This window comes from Prosthecochloris sp. (genome assembly GCA_015482705.2).
In the GTDB taxonomy this organism is placed as follows: domain Bacteria; phylum Bacteroidota; class Chlorobiia; order Chlorobiales; family Chlorobiaceae; genus Prosthecochloris.
Genome location: JADMLA020000021.1, coordinates 19881 through 33013, shown reverse-complemented (window position 1 = coordinate 33013; position 13133 = coordinate 19881). Strand labels below are relative to the sequence as shown.

Genomic DNA, 13133 nt, shown 5'->3' with positions numbered 1-13133 from the left:
TCAGTTTGTTGCCGGGCTTGATAACTGAGTTCACGTATCTTTACCGGACTTCATCTTGTTGTCGAGGTAATGTTTCAGGTAGTTGAACGCCAGATCTTTACTTGAACGCAAAACATCGACACCGATCGATGCGACGGCGCTTTTCAGTTCCGATGGCTCGCTTTTGGGTTGGGCAGCCGGTTTGGTACTGGCAGGAGAAGGGTGGGATACAATGGAGCGAATAATTTTTCCGGAGAAAAAGCCAAGCAACAACGACGCTCCAGTTGTTTGCAGAGGATACTTTCTTACAAACTCGGTGGGGGAGAGTTCAGCCTGAAGCTCTTTTTTAAACTGTCCCGCTCTTTCTTTGAGTTGTCGTTCTCGTTCATGAATGCTGTCTTCAAGTTCGTGAATTCGTTTTTCTATGTTTTTCAGTGGTTCAGCTTTTTTTTCCATGAGAGGAGAGGAGAATGTTGTGAATTACATTTTTCAAGAGTTCAGGCCGTATTTTTGCAAACAGCAGAAATGTGAAAAGGAAAATGGAACTGACAATGAGATAACCGAGATAATAATGGCCGAGGAGTTCTCCGATAAACAACGCGAACGTTGCAATCAAATAAACAAGTCCGGCGATAAAAAGGACTGCAATGATGACAAGCGCAGCGACCATGGCGAGTTTCTCGGTGATTTCGATCTTGATGAGTTCCATCCTGGCTTCGATAATTGCCAGAAGATCTTCGTAGCTCGATGTTACAGTACTATCGATCAGTTTTGTGATGCCTTTTCCTGCCTGATCTGGCTGTTCGCCGGTTCTGTTTTGTTCTCTGGACATAGGGGTTCGGTGGTTGACCGGTTATTATCGTTTTCTGTGGAATAACAAACCGAGGATGATGCCGGTTCCAAGAGAGATCAATACAGAGGGTACCGGGTTTTCCTTAATGTATTCCTTGACCTTTGACGCTTTATCCTGAATCTCCTCGTATTGTTCACTTTCTTTGAACTGATTGTACATCTTGGAGATATTGTCACTGATAACTTCAACCTGTTCGGGGATATGTGATTTAACGGAGCTGTTTGGTTCGGATTCTCCGTTTATGTTTTGATTACCCGGTATTTCCTGCATCATGATACTCGCGTTGTAGAGCACCTCGCATCGATAGAACCGATACAGCGGTGTTCAAGTGTTAAGGTGATGTTATTGGTAAAATATATGCAAATCAGTTCTCATGGTTAAATCAGTTTAACAATCGGCCCCCTTCGACATTGATAACCTGTCCGGTTACATAGCTGCTTGCTGTCAGGAACAGTATTGCTTCCATGATGTCCGAGGGCTGTCCGATGCGCCGCAGCGGAATGTTTTTTGTCAGTTCTTCTTCAGGGCCGTTATTCCATTCAGGGTTGATTGTTACCGTTCCGGGAGCGATGGAATTGACCAGAATGTCCGGTGCAAAAGCTTTCGCGAAAACTTTTGTGAGATGCTGAACAGCTGTTTTCGATGCGGTATAGGGTGCGAAACCTTGCCAGACAAGGTCTGCAGAAATATCGGTCATGGTAATGATTCGTGAGACGAAAGATTGTTTTTTCATGATCCTCGCTCCAGTCTGCATCGTAAAGAACGTCCCTTTCAGATTTGTGTCGACGAGGCTTTCCCACTCTGATTCGGTGATATCGGGAAGTGTTGCGCTGTAAAAGTTCGATGCGCTCGCAATCAGAAGGTCGAGTCTTTTGAACTTACCGGTGAATGTTCTGAACGCCTTCTCGATATCGGCGACTTTTGAAACGTTGCATTGTGCCATTGCCGATTCAGGGGCGAATGCGCGTACGATGTCAAGAACTTCCTCCGCTTTTCCCCGTGACATGTTGTATGTGAAAAATATGGAGTAACCCTTTTGGGCCAGTGAAATCGCGATCTCACTACCAAGGCGTCCCGATCCGCCGGTTATGAAGCACACTTTTTTTTCTGAGGCAGCCATCAGTCGGATAAGAGGTTTTCTGGAATCACTGCAATATTGTACGAGTCTTCGTTTTTTCGTAGTTCTTGATAGAACAGGTAAGGTCTCATATTTTTTATGGTTGTGCAATTCAAAAAACAATATTCAAACGTTCTGTCAAGAGTGTTTTATTGAACGATGTCAAGACATAAAAAGTTGTTGTCGGCCTTAAAATGCATTTTTGAAGCAGATCCTTATAGAAATCGTTTTCGTGGTACGCATAAGTTTTTTTGCTTATTATAAGAGCTGGTCAGAGCTGGTCAATCGGCTTTTCCGAAAGCGACAATCCCTGATTTTTTACGGCCTGGCGGATTCAGGCTCTGTCAATGTCAATCAGCACTTTCGATACCCCTTGGTAATGAACAATACTGCCATTCTCAAACTTGTTTCTGTCCGAAGGGAACTCGAACTGTCACGTGATATCCGTCAAACCATCATTCCCGGACTTTCTCTTGAGATTGAAGAAGGAGAATTCATGTCGATTACCGGTCCGTCCGGTTCAGGAAAATCGACACTCCTTTATATTATGGGTGGACTGGACAAACCGACGTTCGGAGAGGTTTGGCTCGACGGTATGAACGTTACCGATAAAAGCGAGAATGAGATGTCGATAATCCGGAATAGAAAAATCGGTTTCATCTATCAGTTTCATTTTCTGCTTCCGGAATTCACCGCTCTCGAGAATGTCAGTATGCCGATGATGATCGACAACAGCAAGACACGGGCACAAATACGTGAGAGAGCTGGAATGCTGCTTGAAAAAGTGGGTTTGAAAGATCGCCGCGATTACAAGCCAAGCCAGCTTTCAGGCGGTCAACAGCAGCGGGTTGCCGTTGCCCGCTCTCTTGCCAACAACCCGAAAATCGTTCTTGGCGACGAGCCGACCGGTAACCTCGACTCAAAAGCGGGGAACCAGGTGTATGAGCTGTTTGAGCAGTTGAACCGGGAGTTCGATCAGACGGTTATTTTTGTTACCCACGATGAAGAGTTCGCCCGCAGGGCCAGACGGCGCATTCATCTCGTTGATGGAAAGATAGAAAGTGATACCCGAAAAGAAGGGTAGTATGTAATCGAGGAGCAGCGACAATGTTTGACAGAATAAGAACTTCTCATCCTTTGGTGTACAGGTATTTCTCCGAACTCGAGGACGGTGATAGACACTTGAAGCGAGTTATCGAGCTCGATCGCTACTGGGAGAATATTCAGGAAAAGTCCCCAAACGAGGTTGTTTTTCCCGGTAGCGAGCTTCCGGACGGAATGACCGTGAATGGTGAGTGCGACATTTTTTACGTTGGCGGTACGCTTGGCTTGCTGCATGCCGCGGTCATGGCGGAACGCTATGGATACAGGATCATGCTGATAGATCGGCACGTTTCTGGAAAATCAACCAGAGACTGGAACATATCACGCAGTGAGCTGGACAAACTCGAAGAGACCGGGGTATTTTCTGCAAAAGAAATTGAAGCGTTTATCGTCCGCAAATACAGAACCGGCTGGGTTGAATTTAATGTCGAAGAAAGACGCCGGAAAAAGCTCTATATGGATGACGTGCTGGACTGTGCTGTCGATACCGACCGGCTTCTGGGGGCAGCCAAACAAAAAATACTCGCTAAGGATGGTTGCACTGTTGCAGACCGGTCAACCTTCAGACGCTGTTACCAGTTTCCCGACCATATCGTCATAGAATTCAAAGGAGCGGACGGAGAAACCCTTTTTTTCAAGGCTAACGTGCTGGTGGATGTGATGGGGATTCTTTCCCCGATAGCCATGCAGCTTAATAACGGACGTCCTCAAACCCATGTCTGTCCGACCGTGGGTACCGTTGCGAGCGGTTTTCGGGATGCCGATTACGATGTGGGTGAAATACTTGCAAGTACCGAAAATGCCGAAACTTCTGCCGGGAGTAGCAGGCAGCTTATCTGGGAAGGTTTCCCTGGTTCCGGAAAGGAGTATATTACATACCTTTTCTTCTATGATGCAATTGATTCTGACAATGACAAGAGCCTTCTCGGCCTTTTTGAAACCTATTTTCAAAAACTCCCCCACTATAAGGCCCTTTCGAATGATTTTCACATTCATCGGCCTGTTTTCGGAATCATTCCGGCCTATTCACACAGAGGATTCACGCGAGAGCGGGAGATCGCCGATGACCATATTCTTCTTTTCGGTGATGCGGCGAGTCTCGGTTCACCGCTTACCTTTTGCGGCTTCGGCTCGATGGTGCGTAATCTGCCGCATCTTACAGAGGCGCTGGACAAGGCACTGGCTTCGGGTTCACTGTTACGAGCCGATCTCGAAAAGATCAGCGCTTACGAGCCAAATGTGGCATCGATGGCAAACCTCATGAAGTATATGTGTTACGATGCACGAACCGATGCTCCCGATTTCGTCAATGAGCTGATGAACGAGGTGATGATCGTGCTTGACGGTTTACCGCAGCGTTATAGACAGACAATGTTTCGCGACGAGATGCGCCTGGATGATTTCGTGACCGTTCTTCTCAAAGTTGCATGGCGATACCCGAAGGTATTGAAAGCGACTTACGATAAACTTGGAGTTGGCGGTTCTGTTTCATTTATCAGCAATCTTGCTGGTTGGGCTTTGTCTGCAGCCAAAAGCAGGGGGTAGGAGGAAAAAATATATGTACAAAGAAAATGCGGTTGCAGAAGCGGAACGTTTGCGTAAAGAACTCGACCGTCATAACTATCTTTACTATGTGCTTGCAAAACCGGAGATTTCGGATTTCGAGTTTGACAAGATGCTTGAAAAGCTTATTGCGCTTGAAAAAGAGTTTCCGGATCTGAAAACTTCCGATAGCCCCACCCTGAGGGTAGGAGGGTGGATTACCAAAGTATTTCCCACTGTCAGGCACCGTGAGCGTATGCTCAGTCTTTCCAATACCTATTCGGTAGAGGAAGTTGGTGATTTTTACAAAAGAGTACTCAAGCTTTTACCCGACAGTTCAGCGTATCAAAATGGACCTGCATATGTCGCTGAACTGAAGTTCGATGGTGTTGCCGTCAGTCTGATATATCGTGATGGCAAACTGGTACAGGCTGCAACGAGAGGGGATGGGGTTCAAGGTGACGATATCACTCCGAACATCAGGACGCTTCGCTCCGTACCTCTTCACCTCGGTTCGTTTACCGGAGGAGCGCTGACTTCCGCCGAAAGCGATGCAGAGATAGAGGTTCGAGGGGAAGTGTTTATGCGTAAGGATGATTTTAAGGCTCTCAACGAGACTCGCCAGGAGGACGAACAGTTTGCCAACCCGAGAAATGCCACAGCCGGAACACTCAAGCTGCAGGATTCGGCTGAAGTTTCTCGTAGAAAGTTATTTTTTGTAGGCTACTATCTGCAAGGGGTTCCTTTTGACGATCTGATGCATCATGAACGATTGGAAAAGCTGGAGACACTGGGTTTTTATACCGGCAAGCACTATCGGTTATGTTACAATCTCGAAGATATCTACAAGTTCATCGACAATTGGCACGAACAACGCTGGAACCTTCCTTACGAGATAGACGGTGTCGTGCTCAAACTCGACGATGTCTCTCTTTGGGAAGAACTCGGGACGACATCGAAGAGCCCGAGATGGGCTATAGCCTATAAATATCCGGCTCAGAGAGCCAGAACGGTTCTTAAAGATGTCGTATTCCAGGTCGGAAGGCTTGGAACCGTTACTCCAGTTGCTCATCTCGAGCCGGTGAGACTGGCTGGAACAACTGTTTCCCGCTCCACGCTGCACAACCTCGATGAAATAGAACGGCTTGATGTACGGCTGAACGACACGGTGGAGATTGAAAAGGCAGGTGAAATAATACCTAAGGTGATTAGTGTCGTCAAGGAGGAGCGCCCGGAAAACACCCGGATTATAACCGTTCCGGAGGTTTGTCCTTCCTGTGGTACAGTCCTTGAAAGACCGGCTGACGAAGTGAACTTCTATTGCCCGAACGAGGAAGCATGTCCGGCACAGGTAAAAGCACGACTGGAGCATTTCGCTTCGCGCAACGCAATGGATATCAACGGGCTGGGTAAGGCAATCGTTGATCAGCTCGTCGACAGCGAACAAGTTTATGATCCAGGGGATCTTTACGGTTTGACGCTCGAAAATGTACAGAAACTCGAGCGTCAGGGTGAAAAATCAGCGGCAAAACTCTTGAATGCGATTGAAAAAAGTAAAAAACAGGGATACGACCGCTTATTGTTTGCACTGGGAGTCCGTCACGTTGGTCTTGCGACAGCTCGTGAACTGTCGACATCATATCCTTCTCTGGAAAAACTGCAGGCGGCTACGGTCGAAGAGTTGGCGAATGTTCCCGATATCGGACCGGTGATTGCCGAAAGTGTCCATGCATTTTTCAAAAGGCCATCTGCACAGGCAATGATCGAAAAGTTAAGGGTTGCAGGTGTGAAATTGACTGCACAGGCCTCAACGGTATTGATAAACCGGAACTTTGATGGAATGAAGGTGATTTTTACCGGCGGGTTGGAACGCTATACCCGAAACGAGGCGTCGGATCTGGTGCTGGAAAGGGGAGGCAAAATAGTTTCATCGGTCAGCAAAAACACCGATCTGGTCGTTGCGGGAAAAGAGCCCGGCAGCAAACTGGAGAAGGCCAGGAAACTTGGAGTGAACGTGGTCTCCGAGGAGGAGTTCGAGGAATTGCTGAAGCGGAATGAATATGAAACCCGGGAGGGCCACATTGATGCAGCGACGAAATCAGTATGACGACATGAAGGGTAAAACAATGGATCCGCATTATCGTGTGGCGATTTTCGGCTCTGCCCGCATCAAGAAAGGCGATCAGGAATACAAAGATGTCTTCACCATCGCAAAAGCCCTTGCTGAATCGGGTTTCGATGTTGTTACAGGCGGTGGACCGGGGCTGATGAATGCGGCGAATTCAGGCCACAAAAGTGCCAATTCTGCCACCCATTCCATCGGTTTGAACATCAAGCTGCCGCATGAACAGGTCGCTAATCAGTATCTCGATATCAAGCATGAATTCGATCGTTTCAGCAATCGGCTCGATACATTCATGTCGTTGTCGGATGCGGTTATTGTCGCTCCCGGTGGAATCGGAACACTGCTTGAACTGTTTTATGCATGGCAGCTGGTCCAGGTAGAGCATATTTGTGAAACTCCGATTATTTTGTTTGGCCCTATGTGGGGGCCTCTGCTTGAATGGCTCAGGACGGAAGTACTTTCCAGGAAATTGATCAATGAAAGTGATATGAGGATGATTTTTCATATCAACGAGGTGGAAAAAGTCGTTGCACTTATCAGGAAAATGCACCTCGACCGTTCGGCTGACGGTCATGTTTGTGACAATTTCGAAAAATACAAAGTTGATTTTGACCTGCGGACTAAGCAGTAAAATGGAGGAGGGAAAACCGGATCTACTTCTTTGCTATGTATAGTATCGATGTTTCAAAAGTCATCGGACGGTATTCGGCTTTACGGAATCCTGCATCTTTTACAATCGAAAGGAACGCCTCTGTTTGTGGAAACTCCTCGACCGAGTGTGGTAAATAGTCGTAGGCGAAGCTTGATTTACTGAAAAGCCCCGCTATTTTCGGAAGAACCTTCTTGAAATAAATCAAATAGAGTTTTTTCAACAGAGGGTTTCTGGGAATCATGGGCTCTATGATCAGAGCATGACCACCAGGTTTGAGAATCCTATGAAACTCCTTGAGTCCTTGCAGCAGGTTTTCGAAATTTCTTGCGCCAAATCCTGCACTGACAATATCGAACGATTCGTCTTCGAAGGCAAGATTTTCTGCATATCCTTCTCTGAACGTGATGGATTGATATTTTTTCCTTGCAATCGCCAGCATATTCGCTGAAATGTCCACACCTGTAACCACCGATCCAGGAATCCCTGACATGGCATGTGCAAGATCGCCGGTGCCTGTTGCGACATCGAGGATTTTCGGGTTTTGGTTTTCTTTTCCTATAAGCAGTTTTGCTTGCTTGGCCGTATAAGAACGCCAGTAATTGTCGATCCCAAGACTCAGGAGATGATTGAGAAAGTCATACGTGGGCGCAACATCATCGAACATGTGCTGTATCGAAGCGCGCGACTTCGATCTGAAAAGGGACTGCGCGGCTTCTTCCTGCCGGTGAATCGGCTTTTCAGCTTTTTTTACCATAAACGTCATCGGGATTGAACATCAATGTATCGCAGATTTCCAGAGAAAGATCTTTTTTCGCCTTTCGATAGAAGCAAGAGTGATACCCTACGTGGCAGGCTCCACCTTTCTGGGAAACCTTGAGTAGCAACGTATCGCCATCACAGTCGATAAGTATATCGTGGACCTCCTGCATGTTGCCCGATGATTCCCCTTTGAGCCAAAGTTTTTGACGGCTTCGGCTCCAGTAGCAGGCCTTTCCTTCTTTCAAAGTCATTTCAAGACTTTCACGGTTCATCCAGGCCATCATCAGAACCTTGCCGGTTTCATGGTCCTGAACAATAGCCGGAACCAGACCGTTGGCATCAAACTTGACTGTTTCCAGAAAGCCCTTTTGAAGATCTTGAGGAGTGCTCATAAACTCGGAAAGTTAGTTACGATTGCCGGTGTTTTCAGGCACCGATACCCTTTACATATGTATTTTTTTCTAAGACCGAGCGTTTCGATAGATACGTAATCTTCTGTCTTTGCAACCGATCCGTGCATTCGATAATCGTTCGGTGTAAGTTGTTTAGACCCTAAAGATTGATAAAAATCTGGAAAAACCAAGGTTGGTAAGGAGAAAAATTTTGAAACCCTTAACTTCCACATCAGCATTCTAAAGCTTTTCCGGCATCTATGCAGACATTACAGAAGATACTGCCCAAGTATACCGTTGTATTGGGAATTGTTTTCCTTGTAACGGTTATCTATCTCGTTACAAGGGGAAACACCGTTGCTGTAGAGGTTTCTACCGTAAAAAAGATGGAGCTTACAGAAGCAATTTACGCAACCGGCTATGTCGATGCCGATGCGATGGCCGATCTCCGTAGCGAAATCTCCGCAACGGTGGGTCTTATCGGGGCATATGAGGGGGAGTGGCTGGAAAAAGGCAGTACTGTCCTTGCGTTCGATGACCGTCGGCTGCATCTTGCTGTCGAAGAGGCGGAGGCAGCGTATGCGGAGCAGAAGGCGAAATCGGATGATTTACAGGTAAAACTGAAGAGAAGCCGTAACCTTTTCAAAGCCGGGGCTGTTTCGGTACAGGAGTTGGATGATGCGGAAAGAGAATACACACTGGCGAAAAGAAAGCTGCAACAGCGAGATGTTCAGCTGAAAAGCCGTAGGGATGATCTGAAAAAACAGCAGGTCAATGCTCCTCTTGCAGGTGTGCTGGCCCTGCTCGACGCGAAAGTCGGGGATTACATTGTCGCGAATACGCTTGTTGCGAGAATTATCGATACGAATAGCTATGTCATCAATGTTGAAGTTGATGAACTCGATGTTCCGCGCTTGAAAAAAAGTCAGGTTGCAACTGTGGCGTTGGACGCATTGCCGGAAGAGCGTTTTTCTGCCGTTGTTTCCCGGATAGTTCCCGAGACGGACAGGATCACCAAGACGTCGAAGGTGTACCTGGAGCTCGATGAACCTGTCGAGGGATTACAGGTCGGGATGACGGCGACGGCAAACATAGTCTACAATGTCCGCAAAGGAGCGTTACTTGTCCCGAAAAGTTCCGTACTCGAACAAATGCGGCAGGACTATGTATGGAAGGTAGAAAAAGGAAAGCTGCAGAAGCAGGCTATCACAAGTGGTGCAGAAGATAGCCGTTTCGTCGAGGTGCTCGATGGTTTGGTTCAAGGGGACAGCGTTGTTGTCAAACCCGAAGAGAAGTTCAGGCAGGGAATGGAGGCGAAGGTTTTTAAAAATGCCGATGGCTGAGGCAGATTGGACGTGTTGTCGGATTCGATTCGAAGACCTGTCATTTGTCCCGTAATAGTGAGATATTCAGCACCGATGGTGAAAAAAGTCGCCGTTATCATTGTCGCTCACGGAGAGGCGGAAACCGACGGTTTTTTGGATAACTTTTCCATGACTCGTCATACCTTGGCTCATGCATCAGAAGTCATGATGCTTCCCAAACCCTTTCAGTTGTTGATATCCATCATGTCGGGCCTGAAAAACAAGGTGAGGTTTACCAAGTTACGCTATGCATCTCCTCACAACAGGGTCACCCGTGAACAGGTTGCAGGAATTGCAGCTAAGCTTGCCCGCTACCAGGATGCATCGGAACCGTTATCTTTCGAAGTTTTTCCGGCTTTTTCGGTAACCGCACCATTTATGGAGGATGTTGTCAAGGATACCCGGCATTACGATGCTCAGATCATGCTCTACATGTCACCTGTGGATAATCGGCTCACCTGTGGATCGATCTGCTGGTTTCTTAACGATAGGAGTAAGGAATATGATCTTTCAGGTGTAAAAATTATCAGTCGCCTATGGAGAGACAAGAGACTTTCGGAGGTGTATCTCGATCATATCTTTCAGCATACAGGGCAGACCCGGAAAAAAGAAAAAGATGAACCGGTTCTTGTGCTTTGTTTTCATGGTACACTTATCGCAGACACTCAGGGGAATTCTCCGCTCTTTCATACCGGGCAACAGGAAACAACGATGTTTGGCGAAACATTGCGGATGTCGATTATGAATGATGCAAGAAATCCTTTTCGGGATGTTTACTGTTCCTATCTCAACCACGATGTCGGAGGAAAGTGGACATCTCCGTCACTCGAAGAGACGCTCGAGGCGATGAAAAAAGACCCGTCAAGACCTGTCGTTCTGTTCAATGCCGGTTATTTTGCCGAAGGAAATGAAACTATCCTGAATGCGATGCATGTGCTTGAAGGATGCGGGCTCTCAGCAACGACGTATATTCCTTGTATCAACGATGCCGAGATTTTTACAGAATTTCTTGCCGATAGAATTGTCTCTGCAGCTGAACAGGTGATAGGCCTGAAATTTTCATAGCGAAAAAGATTTTGCCGATAACCACAAACAGTAAAAGGAGGTTCCCATGCAAGGTAAGCATGACGATAACGTAGTCTTCACGTTTGATTCCATCGTCGTTTCAGGTAGAAATCCCGAGGCGCTTGCCGTGAATCTGGCGCGACAGTTTTATCAGCAGATGAGAAAACAGGAGTTTGACCAGAAACAGATATTGCGCGTTGCAACGGAACTTGTCAGTTGTCTTACGGCAAGTCTGGAAGAATACAGGAAAAAAGTTATGCGTTAGGCCTTGATAAAAAGTGGAAAAGAGAAAAAATTGTCTGGATTTTCCGAAGAAACAGATGTTGATGCATGGGTAGATCTGGCTGATGAGCATGAAGATTTGTTCGGGCCAATGGTTGGAAAATGTTTTCGTTCCGAGAGAATCCGTTTGTGTATCGATGAGAAAAGAGCGGTTTACATCGAGAATGCAACGAGTGAAGCTGTCGGACTTGCTGTCTTTTCGAGTGAAATGAGCACAATCGAATGGCTTGGAGTCGAGAGCGATCGAAGAAAGGTTACGGTAAAAAACCTGCAGGGATTGCTACCGTGATCATGGTGAGAAAGTCGATGGAAAAAAACGTAACAGGGGAAACCCTCATTTATTCAAGTACATGCACAATCTTTTACTCCTTATTGTCTGCTTCGTTGCAGGGGGACTGCTTCGGGCCTTCGGAAAACTGCCTCAAACGACGCCGTCTGTACTCAACGGTTTCATCATTCATGTATCACTTCCGGCGGTGGTGTTACTCTACATTCATGATCTCAGCATTTCGGCCGATGTCTTGTACATGGCAGCCATGCCGTGGTTGCATTTCGGATTCGGGGCATTGTTTTTCCTGCTTCTCGGGAAATTTTTCAATCTGCCGAGAACAACTGTCGGAGCTCTGATGTTGACCGGTGGGCTCGGGAATACTTCGTTTCTCGGTCTACCGATGATCGAAGCGTTTTACGGTGAAGCAGGAATCGGGAGTGGCATTATTGTCGATCAGCTCGGTTCTTTCATGGTGTTGTCGACTCTGGGGATAACCGTCGCCGGAATTTACTCCGACGACAAACCTTCGGCAGGAGACATTCTGAAGAGGATAGCTTTTTTCCCTCCCTTCATCGCCCTGCTTGCCGCCCTTGTGCTGATCCCGGTTGATTACCCGTTATGGTTCAGTGCGGTCCTTGGTCGCCTGGGAGATACCCTGGCGCCGCTTGCTTTGTTTTCAGTGGGTTATCAGCTTAACCCTGTTCATTTCAGGGGAAACGTTTTCAACCTTTTTCTCGGCTTGGGGTTCAAACTTTTGCTTGCACCGTTCTTTTTCTATGTTCTCTATATTCACTTGTTTGGACTGGACGGGCTACCGATAAAGGTGACCGTGTTCGAGGCGGCAATGCCACCAATGATCACGGCGGGAATCATCGCGACGGAGCACGGTATCGACCCTCCTTTGGCTAACATGATGGTGGCGGTAGGAGTCGTGCTTTCTTTTCTGACATTACCGCTGTGGTGGATGATACTGTGATGTTTTATTCGGGAAAAGGAGAGTATATTTTATCAAAAGGCGGGGCACTTTTTAGGGAGAGGTGTACTGATAGTAAGTGTTCAAGTGAAGTGTGCTGTGCAAATGATGATTCCAAATAAACCCAACCAGACAACGCCATGGACATATTGAACGATGCTTTGAAAGCCGTCACGAATACCGTTTCCGGGTTCTGGCCGCAGCTATCCGAAAAGCCACGAATGGTTGACGGAAAGCTGAGACCCTGTCCTGGAACACCAAACTGTGTATGCAGTGAAAATCCTGAAAGCCAGGAATGGGTAGAACCCATAACCTATGAATCGATGAATGATGACAAGGCGTGGGCGCTTCTGAAAAAAATCATTGACGATATGGGTGGCGCTGTGCAGAGTGAGGAAAATGAGTATCTCTGGTCGACGTTCACAGTGCCCCTGTTCGGGTTTGTCGATGATGTTGAATTTCGTCTGGACAAAACCGGTAAAGTGATCCATGTACGTTCGTCTTCGAGGCTCGGCTTTTCCGATCTTGGCGTTAACAGCAGCCGTGTGGATGATATTCGCCGAAGGTTTGCCGGAAAACAATAGTGGTTCTTCACCCTTCTGAAGTTATTTTTTTGAATCACCGTTATTTTCTCTTATTATAAGAGTTTTGACCT

16 protein-coding genes are annotated in these 13133 nt (G+C 47.0%); 10 read left to right on the top strand and 6 right to left on the bottom strand.

Going from position 1 to position 13133, the window contains the following annotated elements:
• Positions 1-30: 30 nt before the first annotated feature.
• From QZ209_RS04430 to QZ209_RS04415, 4 genes are all read right to left on the bottom strand, one after another.
• Complete coding sequence (locus QZ209_RS04430) at positions 31-435, bottom strand: hypothetical protein (protein ID WP_294345051.1); 405 nt, start codon at positions 433-435, stop codon at positions 31-33.
• Positions 419-811: a phage holin family protein gene (locus QZ209_RS04425; protein WP_294345048.1), complete on the bottom strand. Its 393-nt coding sequence runs from the start codon at positions 809-811 to the stop codon at positions 419-421. The genes QZ209_RS04430 and QZ209_RS04425 overlap by 17 nt, the downstream gene beginning before the upstream one ends.
• Positions 812-835: 24 nt before the next feature.
• On the bottom strand, positions 836-1105 hold the full coding sequence (locus tag QZ209_RS04420) for a hypothetical protein (RefSeq protein WP_294345047.1): 270 nt from the start codon (positions 1103-1105) through the stop codon (positions 836-838).
• Positions 1106-1214: 109 nt separating this feature from the next.
• Positions 1215-1952 carry an SDR family oxidoreductase gene (locus tag QZ209_RS04415; RefSeq protein ID WP_294345045.1) on the bottom strand — a complete coding sequence of 246 codons (738 nt, stop codon included), beginning with the start codon at positions 1950-1952 and terminating at the stop codon, positions 1215-1217.
• A 376-nt stretch (positions 1953-2328) separates the two neighbouring features.
• Here QZ209_RS04415 and QZ209_RS04410 point away from each other — a divergent pair, with 376 nt between their 5' ends.
• From QZ209_RS04410 to QZ209_RS04395, 4 genes are read left to right on the top strand one after another with little or no spacing between them, the layout of a single operon-like run.
• The gene (locus tag QZ209_RS04410) at positions 2329-3033 is read left to right on the top strand and encodes an ABC transporter ATP-binding protein (RefSeq protein ID WP_294345199.1); all 705 of its coding nucleotides are present in this window, start codon (positions 2329-2331) and stop codon (positions 3031-3033) included.
• A gap of 23 nt (positions 3034-3056) precedes the next feature.
• Positions 3057-4598 (top strand): hypothetical protein, encoded by a 1542-nt coding sequence (locus QZ209_RS04405; RefSeq protein WP_294345044.1) that lies wholly within the window; start codon positions 3057-3059, stop codon positions 4596-4598.
• Positions 4599-4611: 13 nt separating this feature from the next.
• Positions 4612-6702, top strand: a complete 2091-nt coding sequence (gene ligA / locus QZ209_RS04400; RefSeq protein WP_294345042.1) for an NAD-dependent DNA ligase LigA — start codon at positions 4612-4614, stop codon at positions 6700-6702.
• Positions 6656-7351 (top strand): TIGR00730 family Rossman fold protein, encoded by a 696-nt coding sequence (locus QZ209_RS04395; protein WP_366515743.1) that lies wholly within the window; start codon positions 6656-6658, stop codon positions 7349-7351. The genes ligA and QZ209_RS04395 overlap by 47 nt, the downstream gene beginning before the upstream one ends.
• A 22-nt stretch (positions 7352-7373) precedes the next feature.
• On the opposite strand, the gene ubiE is transcribed toward QZ209_RS04395, so the two are convergent.
• A complete protein-coding gene (gene ubiE, locus QZ209_RS04390) occupies positions 7374-8126 on the bottom strand; it encodes a bifunctional demethylmenaquinone methyltransferase/2-methoxy-6-polyprenyl-1,4-benzoquinol methylase UbiE (RefSeq protein ID WP_294345039.1) in 753 nt (250 codons plus the stop codon).
• A complete protein-coding gene (gene hisI, locus QZ209_RS04385; protein WP_294345038.1) occupies positions 8110-8523 on the bottom strand; it encodes a phosphoribosyl-AMP cyclohydrolase in 414 nt (137 codons plus the stop codon). Before hisI ends, ubiE begins: the two co-directional genes overlap by 17 nt.
• 260 nt (positions 8524-8783) lie before the next feature.
• Between hisI and QZ209_RS04380 the strand changes: the two genes are divergently transcribed.
• The 6 genes from QZ209_RS04380 to QZ209_RS04355 all read left to right on the top strand — a co-directional run bounded on the left by QZ209_RS04380 (position 8784) and on the right by QZ209_RS04355 (position 13062).
• On the top strand, positions 8784-9866 hold the full coding sequence (locus tag QZ209_RS04380) for an efflux RND transporter periplasmic adaptor subunit (RefSeq protein WP_294345037.1): 1083 nt from the start codon (positions 8784-8786) through the stop codon (positions 9864-9866).
• A 75-nt stretch (positions 9867-9941) separates the two neighbouring features.
• Positions 9942-10952: a ferrochelatase gene (locus QZ209_RS04375; protein WP_294345034.1), complete on the top strand. Its 1011-nt coding sequence runs from the start codon at positions 9942-9944 to the stop codon at positions 10950-10952.
• A gap of 46 nt (positions 10953-10998) precedes the next feature.
• Positions 10999-11217, top strand: a complete 219-nt coding sequence (locus tag QZ209_RS04370; RefSeq protein ID WP_294345033.1) for a hypothetical protein — start codon at positions 10999-11001, stop codon at positions 11215-11217.
• A gap of 30 nt (positions 11218-11247) precedes the next feature.
• A complete protein-coding gene (locus QZ209_RS04365; RefSeq protein ID WP_294345030.1) occupies positions 11248-11523 on the top strand; it encodes a hypothetical protein in 276 nt (91 codons plus the stop codon).
• 61 nt (positions 11524-11584) lie between these two features.
• Positions 11585-12481 carry an AEC family transporter gene (locus tag QZ209_RS04360; protein ID WP_294345029.1) on the top strand — a complete coding sequence of 299 codons (897 nt, stop codon included), beginning with the start codon at positions 11585-11587 and terminating at the stop codon, positions 12479-12481.
• 137 nt (positions 12482-12618) lie between these two features.
• The gene (locus QZ209_RS04355) at positions 12619-13062 is read left to right on the top strand and encodes a DUF1499 domain-containing protein (protein WP_294345027.1); all 444 of its coding nucleotides are present in this window, start codon (positions 12619-12621) and stop codon (positions 13060-13062) included.
• Positions 13063-13133: the final 71 nt, after the last annotated feature.